Origin of the sequence: Palleronia pelagia (assembly GCF_900110115.1) — a bacterium.
In the GTDB taxonomy this organism is placed as follows: Bacteria; Pseudomonadota; Alphaproteobacteria; order Rhodobacterales; family Rhodobacteraceae; genus Palleronia; species Palleronia pelagia.
Window position 1 is genome coordinate 407,276 of sequence record NZ_FOCM01000001.1, and the last position, 15,562, is coordinate 422,837.

The window sequence follows — 15,562 nt, forward strand, 5'->3', positions numbered from 1 at the left end:
TGCGTTGCGCAGCCCCCACGGGCGAATGTCGAACCCATGCAGCAGCACGCCTCCTCCGACCGCAATCCCGGCCCCGTGACCATCGCGGTGTCGCTGCTGGCGCTGGTCGTTGCGTGGGCGCTGGCGGCGCGTATCTCGGCCGACCCCGAGATCCTGCCGGGCCCGGACGAGGTCTGGCGCATCTTCACCTCCGAGGTCGCGAAGGGCGCGCTGCAGTTCCACGTGGCGGCCACGCTGGCGCGGATGGCGGCGGCCTTCGCCATCGCCATGGGGGCGGGCGTTGCGTTGGGGCTGGCGCTGGGACTGGTACCACGGCTGAACCGCTGGCTGGGCCCGTGGGTAGTGGTGGCGCTGAACGTGCCCGCGCTGGTGGTGATCGTCCTTTGTTATCTCTGGATCGGCCTGAACGAGGTGGCGGCGATCACCGCCGTCGCGCTGAACAAGACCGCCATGGTGACGGTAAACATCCGCGAAGGGATCTGGGCGCTGGATCCCCGCGTGTCCGAGATGGCGCGCGCCTTCCGCATGTCGCCCGCGGCGCGGCTGCGCCACGTGATCCTGCCGCAGCTCTGGCCGTTCCTGGCGGCCAGCACGCGCAACGGGCTGGCGATCATCTGGAAGATCGTGCTGGTGGTCGAGTTCCTGGGACGCTCGAACGGGGTCGGCTTCCAGATCCACCTGTATTTCCAGCTGTTCGAGGTCGGCTACGTCTTGGCCTACGCCTTCGCCTTCGTCGCGGTGATGCTGCTGATCGAGTACGCTTTGCTGCAGGGCTGGGAACGGCGGACCACCGCCTGGCGCAGGGCCGCCGTCACCGGCTGATCCATGCGCGGCCCGCCGCTGGTCAGGCGCGGGCCGATGGGTCGGAACCCGCCACCGCTTCGACGTTGTTCCGGCGCGCGCGATGCGGCGCCGATTGCAGGCAGTGTGGCCGGCGTGGGACCGCCGGAAACATGTAGTCCGGGGTGTGGTCGCTGACGGGTCCCTTCGGCCGGGCGAATGTACGGATGCCTGGCCTTCGCGCCCGGCGCCGAATTCACGGAGAGCACAGATGACCCGATATATCCTGATCCTTGCCTTCTCCAGCCTGTGGATGTCGTCATCCCACGCCCAGGAGATCGACGCCGATGGCGACGGACTACTGAGCCTGCGCGAGGCGCAGACCGCCATCCCGGAACTGACCGAAGAGGTCTTCTTGATGGCCGACACCGACGGCAACGGGCTGCTTAGCCAAGCCGAACTCCTTTCAGCCAACGAGCGTGGCCTGCTGCCCAGCTGACTGCCCGCGGCGCCCTGCTATCCGTCCGCCGACCGGCCTAGCCGCGCGCCAGGGCCGCGACGCCGGTCCGCGCCATCTCGACCAGGCCCAGCGGGCGCATCAGGTCGGCGAAGGCGTCGATCTTGCCGGGCGCGCCGGTGATCTCGAAGGTGAAGTTCTCCAGCGTCGAGTCCACCACGCTGGCGCGGAAGATATCGGCAAGGCGCAGCGCCTCGACACGCTTGTCGCCGCCGCCGGCGACCTTGAACAGAGCCAGTTCACGCTCGACCGATGCGCCCTCGACGGTCAGGTCGTGCACCTCGTGCACCGGCACGATCCGGCCAAGCTGCGCCTTGATCTGCTCGATGATGGCGGGCGTGCCAGCCGTCACGATGGTGATGCGCGACGTGTGGCCGGTGTGGTCGATCTCGGCCACGGTCAGCGACTCGATGTTGTAGCCGCGTCCTGAAAACAGGCCGATGACGCGGGCCAGCACGCCCGCTTCGTTGTCGACGATCACGGCCAGCGTGTGCCGTTCGATGACGTCGGAATGCGGGTCGCGCAGGTCGTAGGCCGAATGCTTCGACGTGCCCTTCTTGATCTTCAGCGTGCTCATACTGTCCTCCGGCGCGCCGGCGCCTGCTTTATCTTTCCAGAAATACCTTGGGGGGCGCGGGGGGCTGGCCCCCCGCATCCCGGCGTCTCAGACCAGCACCGCGCCCGGGGCGGTGATCTGGCCCTGGGTCTCGGCATTGGCCAGCAGCATCTTGTTATGCGGCTCGCCCGACGGGATCATGGGGAAGCAGTTCTCGTGCTTCTCCACCAGGCAATCGAACAGCACCGGGCCGTCATGGGCGATCATCTCGCGGATGGCGTCGTCCAGATCGTCCGGATCGCTGACCTGGATGCCCTTCGCGCCGAAGGCCTCGGCCAGCTTGACGAAATCGGGCAGCGCCTCGGACCAGCTGTGGGAATAGCGCTCGCCGTGCAGCAGCTCCTGCCACTGGCGCACCATGCCCAGGCGTTCGTTGTTGAGGATGAACTGCTTCACCGGCAGGCGATACTGCACCGCGGTGCCCATCTCCTGCATGTTCATCAGCCACGAGGCCTCGCCCGCCACGTTGATGACCAGGGCGTCGGGATGGGCCAGCTGCACGCCGATCGAGGCCGGGTGGCCATAGCCCATGGTTCCCAGGCCACCGGACGTCATCCAGCGGTTGGGGTCCTCGAACCCCATGTATTGCGCGGCCCACATCTGGTGCTGGCCCACCTCGGTGCAGACATAGCGGTCGTGGTCCTTGGTCAGCGCCTCGAGCCGGGCCAGCGCGTGCTGGGGCTTGATGGTCTTGGCCGAGGGATCGAAGGCCAGGCAATTCACGGCACGCCACTGGTTGATCTGCTCCCACCACTTGGCGATCGCCTCTTGGTTGGTCTTGCGGCCCTTGGCCTTCCAGATGCGCAGCAGGTCCTCGAGCACGTGGGCCACGTCGCCGAGGATCGGCATGTCCACGTGGATCACCTTGTTGATCGAGCTCGCGTCGATATCGATATGGGCCTTCTTCGAGTTCGGGCTGAAATCCTGGATTCGGCCGGTGATGCGGTCGTCGAACCTCGCGCCGATGTTGATCATCAGGTCGCAGCCATGCATCGCCAGGTTGGCCTCGTAGAGACCGTGCATGCCCAGCATCCCCAGCCAGTTATTGCCCGACGCGGGGTAGGCGCCCAGCCCCATGAGGGTCGAGGTGACGGGGAAGTCGGTCTCGGCCACCAGCTCGCGCAGCAGCTGCGACGCCGCGGGGCCCGAGTTGATGACGCCGCCGCCCGAGTAGATGATCGGGCGCTTGGCCTTGGCCATGGCGTCGGCCAGCTCGGCGATGATGTCGGGATCGCCCTTCACCCGCGGCTGGTAGCGGCTGACATTGGCCTTCTGTTTGGGCGTGTACTTGCCCGCGGCGAATTGCACATCTTTCGGGATGTCGATCAGGACCGGGCCCGGGCGGCCCGACGCTGCCACGTGGAATGCCTCGTGCAGGACACCGGACAGGGCGTCGGTCTCCTTCACCAGCCAGTTGTGCTTGGTGCAGGGGCGGGTGATGCCGACGGTATCGGCCTCCTGGAAGCCGTCAGTGCCGATCATGAAGGTCGGGACCTGCCCGGTCAGCACGACCAGCGGGATCGAATCCATCAGCGCGTCGGTCAGGCCGGTCACCGCGTTGGTGGCGCCCGGGCCCGAGGTCACCAGCGCAACGCCGACCTTCCCGGTGGAGCGCGCGTAGCCTTCGGCCGCGTGAACGGCCGCCTGTTCGTGGCGGACGAGCACGTGGCGGATGTCGTTTTGCAGGAAGATCTCGTCATAGATCGGCAGGACCGCGCCGCCGGGATAGCCGAACACGACCTCGACCCCCTGGTCCCTCAGCGCCTGAACCACCATCTTCGCGCCTGTCATCGGCTTCGTCATCGTCCTGGTCTCCGCAATTCGCGCCATCTTCGGCGCATAAAAAAGCCCCCGAGGGTCAATCGAGGGCGCGTCCTTCCGTGATCGGGTCCGGCTACCGGTCCCTGCGCCCTGTCGATCTGCGTACGACGTCAATAAGCGGCATCACGATCTCGATCCTTTCATCGGTCCTGAGCCTGATAGTCAGAGCCGAACGGAGGGTCAACCGCCTGTCGGGGAAAACATGTCCTCGAATTGCATTTTCTTGAACTTTTGTTGCGCAGAGGGGCGTGAAGAAGAACTTTTGTGAAAATCTGCTGGGCGAAACAGCGTTTTTCCCGGTGTCGGAACGGCCCCCGCTCCCACGCGTTCGCAATTTGAGAGAAGGGGTGCCACGAGATGACGGACACGATGACACACAGCACGGCCCGCCCGCAGGGCGTCATGGGACTGGCCAAGGGCGTGAAGGCCGAGGCCGACCGGATGAAGCTGACGCTCGTCGGCGCCGGCGTCGCTTTCTTCGGCCTGCTGGCGCTGTTCCCCGGCATCGGCGCGATGGTCGCCATCGCCGGCCTGTTGGTCGATCCCGCCATGGTCGTCGACCAGATGGAGACCCTGTCATCGGTCCTGCCAGCGGCGGCGGCCGAGATCATCGTCGGGCAGGCGCAGGAGGTCGTGTCGAACCGGTCCGGCGGGCTGGGGCTGGCGGCGGCGGCCGGTCTGCTCCTGTCGCTCTACTCGGCATCGAAGGCGATGCAGGGGATCATGGACGGGCTGAACCTGGTCCACGGGGTCGAGGAACAGCGCGGGCTGATCCGTGCGACCGTGCTGAAGCTGTCCCTGACGCTGGGCCTGATCCTCGGCGTTCTCGTCTGCGTCGCGGTGGGGGCGGTGGTGCCCGCGGTCCTGGCGTGGCTGCCGCTGCCGGCGGGACAGGAAACCTTGATCATGCTCGTGCGCTGGCCGCTTCTGCTGATCATCGCCGGGGCCGGCATCGTGCTGACCTACCGCGTCGCGCCCGCGCGGCATTTCCCGAGTTGGTCCATGCTCGTCCCGGGTGCGGCGCTGGCCTGCGTGCTCTGGATCCTCGGCAGCATCGGCTTCGCGATCTACGTGCGCAGCTTCGGATCCTACAACGAAACCTTCGGCGCCATCGGCGGCACGATCATCCTTCTCATGTGGATGTGGCTGTCGGCCTGCATCGTCCTTCTGGGGGCCGTGGTGTCGAAACTCCTGGAAGAGCGATCGGAGAAAAGCGACACAACCTGACATGGATTGACCCTGCGGCAACCTGAGCTTGCCGCCCGAAATCGAGACGACTGCGCAATAAAACTGCGCTGGCCTGTCGCGATTCGGTATTTATTCCTCTCGCACCCTTGGCTAGGGTCCGCCCACTGCAACCGATCCGGGCGGGGCGCCAAGACCCCGTGCCGATATCCTTGGGAGGAATGTAATGGATCGTCGCTCTTTTCTGAAAAAGTCCGCTCTGGGCGGCTCGGCCGCCGCCGCCGCCTCGACGCTGGCCGCGCCGCTCTACGCGCAGGGCAACCGGACGCTGACCATGGTGACCTCGGTGCCGGACGGCTTCGCGATCTTCGATGACGCCGCGCAGCTGGCCGCCGACTACATCACCGAAATGACCGACGGTCAGGTGACCATCCAGAAGAACCCCGCCGGTTCGCTGGTTGGCGCGTTCGAGGTGTTCGACGCCGTGTCCGCCGGCCAGGCCGACCTGTATCACTCGGCCGACTACTACTTCCTGAACCAGCACCCGGGCTTCGCCTTCTTCACCGCCGTGCCGTTCGGCATGACCGGCCAGGAAATGGCGAACTGGTACTACCAGCGTGGCGGCCACGAGCTCCACAACGAGCTGGCCAGCCTGTTCAACCTGAAGTCGTTCCTCGCCGGCAACACGGCCATGCAGCCCGGCGGCTGGTTCAACCGCGAAATCACCTCGGCCTCGGACCTGCAGGGCCTGCGCTTCCGCATGCCGGGCCAGGGCGGCCAGGTGCTCAGCCGTCTGGGCGCGTCGGTGCAGAACATCCCCGGTGGCGAAATCTACCAGGCCCTGTCGTCGGGCGCGATCGAGGGCGCCGAGTGGATCGGACCCTACGCGGACGAGCGTCTGGGCTTCCAGGAGATCACCAAGATCTACTACACCGCCGGTTTCCACGAGCCGGGCTCGGCCCTGACCATCGGCATGAATCTCGACGTGTTCAACAGCCTGACCGCCGCCCAGCAGAAGATCGTCGAGGTCGCCTGCGCCGCGGTGCACCAGCACAACCTGTCGCTGTCGCTGGCCGAGAACGGCGCCGCGCTTCAGCGTCTGCAGGACCAGGGTGTCCAGGCCAAGCAGTTCCCCGATGACGTGTGGGATGCCTTCGGCCGCGCTTCGGCCGAGGTCCGCGAGGAGAACATGTCGGACGAGCTGTATGCGAAGATCGCGAACAGCTACTTCGAGTCGATGAATGAATCGGCCAGCTGGGCCGACATCGCCGACAACGAGTATGTGCGTCAGCGCAACCGCGTGAACGCCAGCATGTAAGACCGGAGCCCGGGCCATCGTTGCCCGGGATCTTTGGACGCGGCGCTGCTCCCGATGGTTCGGGGGCAGCGCCTTTCCGCGAAACCGGCAACCATGGCCGGGCGCTGGAGGAGGGGCAAAATGTTGGACGCGCTCGTCTGGTTCGTCAGCAATGTCGGGCTGGGCTTTTACAACTTTCTGTATGCGATCACGCATCCCGCATCGTGGCTTGGCTGGGCCGACCGCGAGGCGCTGGTGCGTTTCATCTATTACGGCGCATCGGTCGAATTCTTCTTCGTGGTGTTCGACATCGTGCTGGTGCTGACGGCCATCGGGATCTGGCGGCAAAGGCTGCTCTGGGCCGGCGTGGTCACGCTCGAAGCGATATCCAACGGCCTCGGCCGGGTGGTCGCCTGGGCGGGCCTCATCATGGTGCTGCAGCAGATCGTCATCGTCTTCGTGCAGCGGATCTTCGCGACCTCCAGCATCACGCTGGGCTTCGGCACGTCGGTCACCTTCGACATCAGCTGGTGGGCCGAGGGGCTGAAGTTCTACAACGCCCTGATCGTGGCGCTCTGCGTGTCCTACACCTTCGTCCAGCGCGGCCACGTGCGGGTCGACATCATCTATGCCGCGATCTCGTACCGCGCGAAGCGGATCATCGACATTATCGGCGCCATCATCTTCATGGTGCCCATCGTCGTGCTGATCTGGCTCTACAGCTGGTTCTTCATGTGGCGTCACCTGATCGTGCCCGCGCCCTCGGCGTCGGATACGCTCGACCGCCTGATCCAGCGCTCGCAGATCCTGCGCTGGAACGTCGAGACCACCGGCTTCGCGCCGCAGGGCTTCTCGGCCTATTTCCTCTTCAAGATCCTGCTGGTGCTCTTCGCCGCGCTGGTCTTCCTGCAGGCGGTGACCGTCATCTGGCGCGCCATCGCCGAGCTGCGCGAAGGCCCCGAGGGCGAAAACAAGTACCTGGATCTCGACGTGCTGGAAGATACGACCGCCGGCACGCCCCCCACTGAAAAAGAACTCCAGTCAGGAGCGAACTAAGATGCCATTCGGTCTGGACGGGGTCGAAGTCGCCCTGATCATCACCTTCCTGTGCCTGTTCGGCGGGATCCTCTCGGGCTTCCCGGTGGCCTTCGCCATCGGCGGCGCGGGTGTCATTTCCTTCGGTATCGTCGCGGTGCTCGACAACGCGGGCCTGCTCATCCACCAGGCCATCGATACCAGCTCGGCCGAGTATACCGCGCTGGTGGCCGAGGGGGTCGCCCGCGACGCCATCTCGACCTTCCGATACCCCGACCTGCCACGGGTGAACGAGGCGATTTTCCCCCAAGGCTGGGAAGTCGCCATGGATCGCAACCTGTCCTTCGTGGTGAACCGCATCAACGAACGCGTGCTGGCGGGCCAGTCGATCGAGACGCTGCTGGCGGTGCTGATGTTCGTCCTGATGGGCATCACGCTGGAACGCTCGCGCATTGCCAACGACCTGCTGACCACCATGGCGCGGGTCTTCGGCCCGCTGCCCGGCGGTCTCGCCGTTTCGGTGGTCGTCGTGGGCGCGTTTCTGGCGGCCTCGACGGGCATCGTCGGCGCGACAGTGGTGACCATGGGCCTGCTTTCGCTGCCCACCATGCTGCGCAACAACTACTCGCCGGAACTGGCGACCGGCGTCATCGCGGCGTCGGGCACCCTGGGCCAGATCATCCCGCCCTCCATCGTCATCGTGCTGCTGGGCACACTGGCGGGGGACCTCTACGCCACCGCGCAAGAGGCGCGGGCCCAGGCGCTGGGTTGCCGTGACGCGCTGACCCTGCTGGGCGAGGCGGCTGTGGTTTCGGTGGGCACCCTGTTCCAGGCGGCGCTGCTGCCGGGCATCTTCCTGGCGTTCCTCTACGGCGCCTATGCCTTCGGCTATGCCGTTCTGAACCCGCGCAAGGCACCGCCGGTCTTGGTCGACGGCGGCCCGGGCGAGATCATCACCCGCAACGAGGCGCTGACCTGGTTCTTGGGCGTGCCCGTCGCGCTGATCGTCGGGCTGTTCGTGCTCAGCGGGGCAGGGATCATCGGCTCCCAGACCCTGGGGGATCCGACGCAGGACACGACGGCCTCGGCATCGCTGCGCACCAACGTCTCCGAGCAGTGCCAGGCCTCGATGATCGAGCTGCACGGCCAGGACGCGTGGGACCGCGCGGTCGCCGAACAGGCGGCCATCTCCGAGGCCAGCTCCACCGCGACCGAGACAGTGGCACTGACCGAGGAAGAAACCGCCGCCGCCGAAGCCGCGCGCATGGCCGATCTCGCCCCAATGGGCACCGGCATCGCCATCGGCCTTCTGCTGGCGGGTCTCGTGCTGGCGCTGGCACGGGGCGTGGCGCCCACCGCGGACCACCGTCCGCTGGCCGTGGGTGCGCTGGGTCTGGTGCTGATCGCCCTGTGCGACCTGGTCTTCGTGGCCCCCACGACGACGCCGGGCGTGACCTTCCTCATCATCCTGCTGCCGCTTCTGCTGGTCCTCTACGGCCTCAAGAGCGCCGCGGGCCTCCTGGGCAAGAACGACCTGGTGCGCGTGGTCTTCCCGCCGCTGGTGCTGATCATCGCGGTGCTTGGCTCGATCCTGGGGGGCATCACCAACCCGACCCCGGCCGCCGCGCTGGGGGCGGGCGGGGCCATCATGCTGGCGGCCTATCGCCGGCTGCAGGAGGACGGGAAATCCGGCCGCATCATCCTGTGGACGACCTATGCCATCGTGCTGATGATCCTGATCGGGGTGAATTTCGACCTGCGCGTCAACGTCGGCGATGCCGGGTTCGAAACCTGGACGGCCTACATCCTGGCGCAGGCCGCGTATCTCTTCGCGATCTTCGGGATGCTCTACGCCTGCGCGGTGCTGTGGTTCGGCGGCGTGCTGCCGGCCGTGGTGCGCGAGACGGCGAAGGTCACGTCGATGGTGTTCACCATCCTCATCGGCTCGCAGCTGCTGAACCTGGTGGTGATCTCCTACGGGGGCGAGCACTATATTCAGCAGTTCCTGCGCAGCTTCGACAACGAGATGGTCGTCTTCCTGATCGTGATGCTGGTGCTGTTCTTCCTGGGCTTCGTGCTGGACTTCCTCGAGATCATCTACATCGTCATCCCCATCGTGGGCCCCGTCATCTACGGCGGCACCATGGACCCGAAATGGGTGACGATCATGATCGCGGTGAACCTTCAGACCAGCTTCCTGACGCCACCCTTCGGGTTCGCGCTGTTCTACCTGCGCGGCGTTGCGCCGAAGGAGGTCACGACGGGCCATATCTACCGCGGAGTGCTTCCCTTCGTGCTGATCCAGGTGATCGGTCTGGCGCTGCTCTGGACCTTCCCGGGCATCGTCACGCTGGTGCCCTCGCTGTTCCCGAACTGATCCCGGTGGCCGCGCCTCGCGCGGCCCCCGATCTCCGAAAGACAGGGGGGCGCGCCGGACAGATCCCGGCGCGCCCCCTTCCTTTTGCCGCACTGTAAGACGCCGACGCCAGCGAACGGAACCCGCCCGTACGACCAGCGGAGACCGCGCCCGTCCAAGGGCGCGCCTCGCCACATCACTGGTCTTCAAATACTCGAATCCGACCAAGCGCCGTCCGCAGACGCCCGCCTGGATGGAAAGCCGAGGCTGCCTTGACGGCCGCCCGCGCGGAACGCGAGCAGGGTCGTCAGTCGCGCCCGTTCATCGTGTCGGGCAAATCGATCCGGGCCACCTGTTCGGCGATCGGATCGGTCGACAGGGGCTGGGTCTTGGCCGAGAACGCCTCGGGCGAGGTCAGGGTCTGCCAGCGCCGGTCGGCATACACCTCGAGCGCGTCGAACTTGGCCTTGTAGCCCATCTTGGGGCTGCCCGGCACCCAGTAGCCCAGGTAGACATAGGGCAGGCCGGCCTCGCGCGCGATCTCCACGTGGTCGAGGATCGCGAAGGTCCCCAACGAGTCGCCCGCCAGGTCCGGGTCGAAGAACGAATAGACCATGGACAGCCCGTCATCGAGCACGTCGGTCAGGCACACGGCTGCAAGGTCCGAGCTGCCGTCGTTCGCGTCGGTCGCGGCGTATTCCACCACGCGGCTGCGGATGGGCGTCTCCTCGATCATCGCCGCGAATTCGAAGATATCCATGTCGGCCATGCCGCCATCGGCGTGTCGGCTGTCCAGATAGCGGCGGAAAAGGGCGTATTGATCTTCGGTCGCCCAGGGTGCGTTGGCCCGGCGGCTCAAATGCGCGTTGCGCTTGAGAACCCGGCGCTGGGTGCGCGATGGCTTGAAATCGGCCACCCGGATCCGCGCCGACAGGCAGGCCGAACATTCGGCGCAGCTGGGACGGTAAAGCACGTTCTGCGACCGGCGGAAGCCCTGTTTGGACAGGCTGTCGTTCAGCAATTGCGCCTCGTCGCCCTGCAGGGACGTGAACAGCTTACGCTCCATGCGGCCCGGCAGATACGGACAGCTTTGGGGCGCCGTCACGTAGAACTGCGGCGCAAGTGGTAACGAATGGCGCATACGACCCCCGGGGCTGACGAAACGGAGCCTAGCAACGCATCATCTGCCCGCCAAGCCCCGCAGTGGTCGCGTTTTTCGCTCAGCCCGCCGCGCGGTTGATCGCCGCCGTGCCGATCACGTGGTCGGTCAGACCCTGCGCCCGCGGGGTGGCCAGCATCATCACGCCCGAGACCAGCTGCAGCGGGAAGACCGCCATCGAGGCCGCGTAGCCGGCCGTGTGAAGAAATGCCGCGGTCAGGTCCAGCGGCAGGCCGCGATGGTCGCGGATCTCGATCGCCATGAGGCGCATGCCCCAGGTCGCCGACCCCCGTGCGAGGGTTGCCGTGCGATAGGCGAAGCCGACGCAGGCCGCGAAGAACGGAAAGTAGAAGATCGAGGTGAACAGCGTCAGCGGCGTCAGGACCAGCGACAGCGCGAAGATCGCGCAGATATCCACCAGCCACGCCAGGGCGCGCTTGGTCGGCACGCCCGCGTAGAACGCGTCGTGCAGGTCCGGGTCGGGCAGGCCGGGATGGGGCGTCATGTCGGGTCCTTCAACGGGGCGCCGCCCCCCGAGGGGGGCGGTGTCGCTTGTCTGGGTGATCGGGGTCATGCGTCTTCCGATTCACGCTGGTCGTTGTCGCGCTTCTTGGCGCGTTCGTCCATGAACTGGTCGAACTCGGCCTTGTCCTTCGCTTCGCGCAGGCGCTTGAGGAACTTCTCGAAGGCCTCCTGCTCGTCTTCCAGCCGGCGCAGCGTCTCGGTCCGGTAGGCGTCGAACGCGGCGTTCCCGCTCGACCCGTGCGCGGTGAACCGGGCCCGGCGCGTGGCGCAACCGCCGCCCTGGAACTTGCCGCGGAACAGCATGAAGGCCAGTAGCGCGAGACCCACGGGCCAGAACAGGATGAAACCCAGCACCATGGCCGCAATCCAGGCGCCCTTGCCGCGGGCGTCGAGCCAGGCTTCGGTGCGCGACAGGTAACTGCCGGTCTGCTGCGGGACGTCTGCGAATGTGGTCATTGTCTTCGGTCCTTTCCGAATTGCCGTGAATGTAAATTCCTTTCACATCACTCCAGATGCGCATCCGGGCTCGACCCTGCAAGGGCCGATGTGAAAAGAATTTACATTTGCGGCGAAGGACCCGCGAAATCAGCCACTTGCAGTCCGAATTTCTCGACCAGGACACCCGATGCGATGGGGAAATTATGCCGCGGGGTGCCGGCGGCGCACCAGATCACGTCGAAATCGAGCAACCGGCGGTCCAAGAAGGCCGGGCAGGGCGACAGGTGGCCCACGGGCGCGACCCCGCCGATGGCGAAGCCCGTCTGCGCCCGGATCAGCGCCGCATCGGCCTTGCCCAGCGGCTCGCCCACCAGGGCAGCGGCGCGGTCCGGATCCACCCTGTTGCCGCCCGCGGTCAGGAACAGGACGGCCCGGTCGCTGTCCTCGGCGCGGAAGATGATGGATTTGCCGATTTGGTCGGTTTCGACCCCCAGCGCGGCGGCGGCCTCGGCCGCGGTGCGGGTCTGGGTCGTGGCCTCGGTCGGGGTGACGTCGAGACCGGCATCGGACAGTGCGCGCATCACGCGTTTCAGGCTTTTGCTCATGGCGCCAAGTGGTGCCAGCAGGCCGCATGGGCCGCAAGGGTGCTTGACCATTCCGGCCGGGCAGCGTCACGGTCGCCCCATGGATTTCGCCAGCCGCCTGTCCCGACAGCCCCGCCCCTACGACACCGACCGAGCCGCCGAGGCCGCGGCGCTGTTCGACGACCAGGCGCCGGTGCTGCGGGACCTTCTGTCCGGCACGGCGGGCTGCAGCCCGTACCTTTGGGGGCTGATGACGCGCGAGGCCGAGTGGCTGCGCGCGACGCTGGCGGACAGCCCCGAGGCCGCGCTCGACCAGACGCTGGCCGCCATCGACGGTGACCTGTCCGTCGCGTTGCGGGTGGCCAAGCGGCGGGTGGCGCTGATCGCCGCGCTCGCTGATCTCGGCGGGATCTGGAGCCTCGAGGACGTGACCGGCGCGCTCACGCGCATGGCCGATCGGGCAACGCACCTGGCGCTCAGCAGCGAGGTCGCCCGCCTGGTCGACCGGGGCAAGCTGCCCGGCTTGATGGAGGCGGATGTCGAGACTGCGGGCGGGCTCACGGCGCTGGCCATGGGCAAGCAGGGCGCGTTCGAGCTGAACTATTCCAGCGATATCGACCTGATCGTTCTGTTCGACGACGACCGTTTCGCGCGCGACGACATCCCAGACGCGCAGGCGGGCTTCGTCCGGGCCACCCGCGCCGCCTGCAAGCTGCTGAGCGAGCAAACCGCCGAAGGGTACGTCTTTCGCACCGACCTGCGGCTGCGCCCCGATCCCAGCGTTACGCCCGTGGCCATGGCCATGTCGCGGGCCGAGCGGTACTACGAGTCGCTCGGCCGCACCTGGGAGCGGGCGGCCCATATCAAGGCGCGTCCCTGCGCGGGCGATCTCGTCGCGGGGCAGGGGTATCTAGACCGGCTGCGCCCCTTCGTGTGGCGGCGGCACCTGGACTTCGCCGCGATTCAGGACGCCCACGATATGCGCCTGCGCATCCGCGACCACAAGGGGCTGGGCGGGCCGATCACGCTGCCCGGGCACGACATGAAGCTGGGCCGTGGCGGGATCCGCGAGATCGAGTTCTTCACCCAGACTCGGCAGATCATCGCGGGGGGCCGCGATCCATCGCTGCGCGTGCGCGGCACGCTGGAAGGATTGGCGCGGCTGGTCGACGCGGGCTGGATCCCGTCCGAGATCGCGGACGAGTTGACCGGGCACTACCGCTTCCACCGCACGGTCGAACACCGGCTCCAGATGGTCGCCGACGCGCAGACCCACGCGCTGCCCGATAGCGACGAGGGCTTTCACCGCCTGGCCGCGATGATGGACCGCGACGTGGACGACTTGCGGGGCGAGCTGCGCGACCGGCTGCACCGCGTGTCCGAGCTGACCGAGGGCTTCTTTGCCGGCGACGACCGCGCCGTGGCGCAGATGCCCGAGCTGAGCGCGCAGCAGGAAGAGATGATGGAGGCCTGGCGCGGTCTGCCGGCCCTGCGCTCGGAACGCGCGCTGGACATCTTCGACCGGATCAAGCCGGCGCTGCTGCGCCGCCTGCTGGGCAGCGCACGGCCCGACCAGGCGCTGGCGCGGTTCGACGATTTCCTGCGGGGCCTGCCGGCCGGCGTGCAGCTGTTCTCGCTCTTCGAGGCCAACCCGCAGCTGATCGACCTGATCGCCGACATCGCCGGCACGACGCCCGACCTTGCGGGGTATCTGTCGCAGAACTCCTCGGTGCTCGACGCGGTGATCGGCGGGGCGTTTTTCGCGGACTGGCCAGGGCAGGCCGCGCTGGAAACCGCTCTGGCCCGCGCGCTGACCGAGGCCGATGATTACGAAGAACGGCTCGACGCCGCGCGGGCCTGGGCGCGCGATTGGCATTTCCGGGTGGGGGTGCATCACCTGCGCGGTCTCATCGATGGGGCCGAGGCGCAGCGGCAGTATACCGACCTCGCCCGCGCGGTCGTGGCGCAGATCTGGCCCGTGGTGATCGCCGATTTTGCGACCCGCCACGGCGCGCCGCCGGGACGCGGCGCCATGGTGCTGGGCATGGGGTCGGTGGGGGCCGGGGCGCTGAACGCGCGCTCGGACCTGGACCTGATCGTGATCTACGACGCCGACGGGCAGGAGTCCTCGGACGGGCGGCGCCCGCTGGGCGCCCGCGTCTACTACACGCGGCTTACCCAGGCGCTGGTCACCGCGCTGCAGGCGCCCATGGCGCAGGGGCGGCTTTACGAGGTCGACATGCGGCTGCGGCCCTCGGGGCGGCAGGGGCCGGTGGCCGTGTCGCTGGCGTCCTTCCGCAATTACCAGCGCGACGAGGCCTGGACGTGGGAGCACCTGGCCCTGACCCGCGCCACACCACTGGCGGGCCCCGAGCCCCTGTGCCGCGCGGTCGATGGGGTGCGCGACGCGGTGCTGGCACAGGACCACGCCCGGGAGGATGTCGCGCGCGACGTGTCCGAAATGCGCCGCCGCCTGCACGACGCCCGCCCCCGCGCGGCGTGGGAGGCAAAGGACGGCCCCGGCGGGTTGCAGGATATCGAGCTGCTGGCAACGGCGCTTGGTCTGTTGTCGGGCGCTGCCGGTCGCGACGTGGCGGGACAGGTGCAGGCGGGCCGCGCCGCAGGGCTGATTCAGCGCGACCCGGCGGACGCCCTGCTGGCCGCCCACGCCACCCTGTCGGCCTTTCGCATGGCGGCAAGGCTGCTGGGCCCCGGCGCGCCGGATGCCGAAACCACCGGCAGTTCCGGCGAGGCGCTGATCCTGCGTGCGCTGGGGCAGGACAGCCGCCCGGAGGCGGGGCACGAGCTGGTGAGGTTGCAGGACAGCGCCGCACGCCTCATCGAGGATTGCCTTGCGGGCTGGGCGGAATAAGACTTGGGCATGCGCCGCGACACCGACCCCATGGACCCCAAGGGCCTGATTCGCGAATCCTTCGCGATCGAGGGCATCAGCCCGCCGGAATGCCGGTCGATCCTGATGGACTGGGCCCTGTCGCTGCCGGACGACATGCCGCCCGAACGCGCGATCCGCGCGCTTCTGTCACGCCACCAGGGCGCACCCCGCGACCACCCCATGCAAACGGTCCTGCGCGAGGGGCTCAATACGCCGCCCGCGCCCCGGCGCCGGGGCGGGCGGGCCGGGCGGCTGTCGAACTGATCCAGCGTCCTACCCGTGGCGAGCGCTTCGCCGTGAGTATTTCCGGACCAGTGATGTGGAGGGACGGCGCCATCCTCGGGCGATGTTCCAAG

At 67.5% G+C, this 15,562-nt stretch carries 14 protein-coding genes; 8 read left to right on the forward strand and 6 right to left on the reverse strand.

The features are described 5' to 3' along the window. Positions 1–36: 36 nt before the first annotated feature. Positions 37–822 carry an ABC transporter permease gene (locus BMX96_RS02045; protein ID WP_091843742.1) on the forward strand — a complete coding sequence of 262 codons (786 nt, stop codon included), beginning with the start codon at positions 37–39 and terminating at the stop codon, positions 820–822. A 229-nt stretch (positions 823–1,051) separates the two neighbouring features. Beyond that, positions 1,052–1,279 (forward strand): EF-hand domain-containing protein, encoded by a 228-nt coding sequence (locus BMX96_RS19525; protein ID WP_091843745.1) that lies wholly within the window; start codon positions 1,052–1,054, stop codon positions 1,277–1,279. Positions 1,280–1,316: 37 nt separating this feature from the next. Here the strand turns inward: BMX96_RS19525 and ilvN are convergent, their stop codons facing one another. Next, positions 1,317–1,874 carry an acetolactate synthase small subunit gene (gene ilvN / locus BMX96_RS02055; RefSeq protein WP_091843747.1) on the reverse strand — a complete coding sequence of 186 codons (558 nt, stop codon included), beginning with the start codon at positions 1,872–1,874 and terminating at the stop codon, positions 1,317–1,319. Positions 1,875–1,961: 87 nt separating this feature from the next. Then, a complete protein-coding gene (locus BMX96_RS02060) occupies positions 1,962–3,716 on the reverse strand; it encodes an acetolactate synthase 3 large subunit (RefSeq protein ID WP_091843750.1) in 1,755 nt (584 codons plus the stop codon). Positions 3,717–4,103: 387 nt separating this feature from the next. Between BMX96_RS02060 and BMX96_RS02065 the strand changes: the two genes are divergently transcribed. From BMX96_RS02065 to BMX96_RS02080, 4 genes are all read left to right on the forward strand, one after another. Beyond that, entirely contained in the window at positions 4,104–4,961 is an 858-nt protein-coding gene (locus tag BMX96_RS02065; RefSeq protein ID WP_175481634.1) for a YihY/virulence factor BrkB family protein, read from the forward strand. A gap of 184 nt (positions 4,962–5,145) precedes the next feature. Beyond that, positions 5,146–6,237 carry a TRAP transporter substrate-binding protein gene (locus BMX96_RS02070; RefSeq protein ID WP_073126388.1) on the forward strand — a complete coding sequence of 364 codons (1,092 nt, stop codon included), beginning with the start codon at positions 5,146–5,148 and terminating at the stop codon, positions 6,235–6,237. 120 nt (positions 6,238–6,357) lie between these two features. Then, positions 6,358–7,272 carry a TRAP transporter small permease subunit gene (locus BMX96_RS02075; protein ID WP_073126386.1) on the forward strand — a complete coding sequence of 305 codons (915 nt, stop codon included), beginning with the start codon at positions 6,358–6,360 and terminating at the stop codon, positions 7,270–7,272. A 1-nt stretch (position 7,273) separates the two neighbouring features. Next, positions 7,274–9,628, forward strand: a complete 2,355-nt coding sequence (locus BMX96_RS02080) for a TRAP transporter large permease (protein WP_091843757.1) — start codon at positions 7,274–7,276, stop codon at positions 9,626–9,628. 286 nt (positions 9,629–9,914) lie between these two features. On the opposite strand, the gene BMX96_RS02085 is transcribed toward BMX96_RS02080, so the two are convergent. From BMX96_RS02085 to BMX96_RS02100, 4 genes are all read right to left on the reverse strand, one after another. Beyond that, the gene (locus tag BMX96_RS02085) at positions 9,915–10,748 is read right to left on the reverse strand and encodes an arginyltransferase (protein WP_073126381.1); all 834 of its coding nucleotides are present in this window, start codon (positions 10,746–10,748) and stop codon (positions 9,915–9,917) included. Positions 10,749–10,827: 79 nt separating this feature from the next. After that, complete coding sequence (locus tag BMX96_RS02090) at positions 10,828–11,271, reverse strand: RDD family protein (protein ID WP_073126379.1); 444 nt, start codon at positions 11,269–11,271, stop codon at positions 10,828–10,830. Between the two features lie 65 nt (positions 11,272–11,336). Further along, complete coding sequence (locus tag BMX96_RS02095) at positions 11,337–11,747, reverse strand: DUF2852 domain-containing protein (protein WP_073126376.1); 411 nt, start codon at positions 11,745–11,747, stop codon at positions 11,337–11,339. A gap of 101 nt (positions 11,748–11,848) precedes the next feature. Then, positions 11,849–12,334: a YbaK/EbsC family protein gene (locus BMX96_RS02100; protein ID WP_091843760.1), complete on the reverse strand. Its 486-nt coding sequence runs from the start codon at positions 12,332–12,334 to the stop codon at positions 11,849–11,851. 79 nt (positions 12,335–12,413) lie between these two features. Here BMX96_RS02100 and BMX96_RS02105 point away from each other — a divergent pair, with 79 nt between their 5' ends. Together BMX96_RS02105 and BMX96_RS02110 are read left to right on the forward strand one after the other, a co-directional pair. Next, positions 12,414–15,185 carry a bifunctional [glutamine synthetase] adenylyltransferase/[glutamine synthetase]-adenylyl-L-tyrosine phosphorylase gene (locus tag BMX96_RS02105; RefSeq protein ID WP_091843763.1) on the forward strand — a complete coding sequence of 924 codons (2,772 nt, stop codon included), beginning with the start codon at positions 12,414–12,416 and terminating at the stop codon, positions 15,183–15,185. A 9-nt stretch (positions 15,186–15,194) separates the two neighbouring features. After that, positions 15,195–15,470, forward strand: a complete 276-nt coding sequence (locus tag BMX96_RS02110) for a hypothetical protein (RefSeq protein WP_091843766.1) — start codon at positions 15,195–15,197, stop codon at positions 15,468–15,470. Positions 15,471–15,562: the final 92 nt, after the last annotated feature.

Coding starts and splice junctions, on each gene's coding strand:
- BMX96_RS02045 (WP_091843742.1), top strand. CDS start 37: ATGCAGCAGCACGCCTCCTCCGACCGCAATCCCGGCCCCGTGACCATC.
- BMX96_RS19525 (WP_091843745.1), top strand. CDS start 1,052: ATGACCCGATATATCCTGATCCTTGCCTTCTCCAGCCTGTGGATGTCG.
- ilvN (WP_091843747.1), bottom strand. CDS start 1,874: ATGAGCACGCTGAAGATCAAGAAGGGCACGTCGAAGCATTCGGCCTAC.
- BMX96_RS02060 (WP_091843750.1), bottom strand. CDS start 3,716: ATGACGAAGCCGATGACAGGCGCGAAGATGGTGGTTCAGGCGCTGAGG.
- BMX96_RS02065 (WP_175481634.1), top strand. CDS start 4,104: ATGACACACAGCACGGCCCGCCCGCAGGGCGTCATGGGACTGGCCAAG.
- BMX96_RS02070 (WP_073126388.1), top strand. CDS start 5,146: ATGGATCGTCGCTCTTTTCTGAAAAAGTCCGCTCTGGGCGGCTCGGCC.
- BMX96_RS02075 (WP_073126386.1), top strand. CDS start 6,358: ATGTTGGACGCGCTCGTCTGGTTCGTCAGCAATGTCGGGCTGGGCTTT.
- BMX96_RS02080 (WP_091843757.1), top strand. CDS start 7,274: ATGCCATTCGGTCTGGACGGGGTCGAAGTCGCCCTGATCATCACCTTC.
- BMX96_RS02085 (WP_073126381.1), bottom strand. CDS start 10,748: ATGCGCCATTCGTTACCACTTGCGCCGCAGTTCTACGTGACGGCGCCC.
- BMX96_RS02090 (WP_073126379.1), bottom strand. CDS start 11,271: ATGACGCCCCATCCCGGCCTGCCCGACCCGGACCTGCACGACGCGTTC.
- BMX96_RS02095 (WP_073126376.1), bottom strand. CDS start 11,747: ATGACCACATTCGCAGACGTCCCGCAGCAGACCGGCAGTTACCTGTCG.
- BMX96_RS02100 (WP_091843760.1), bottom strand. CDS start 12,334: ATGAGCAAAAGCCTGAAACGCGTGATGCGCGCACTGTCCGATGCCGGT.
- BMX96_RS02105 (WP_091843763.1), top strand. CDS start 12,414: ATGGATTTCGCCAGCCGCCTGTCCCGACAGCCCCGCCCCTACGACACC.
- BMX96_RS02110 (WP_091843766.1), top strand. CDS start 15,195: ATGCGCCGCGACACCGACCCCATGGACCCCAAGGGCCTGATTCGCGAA.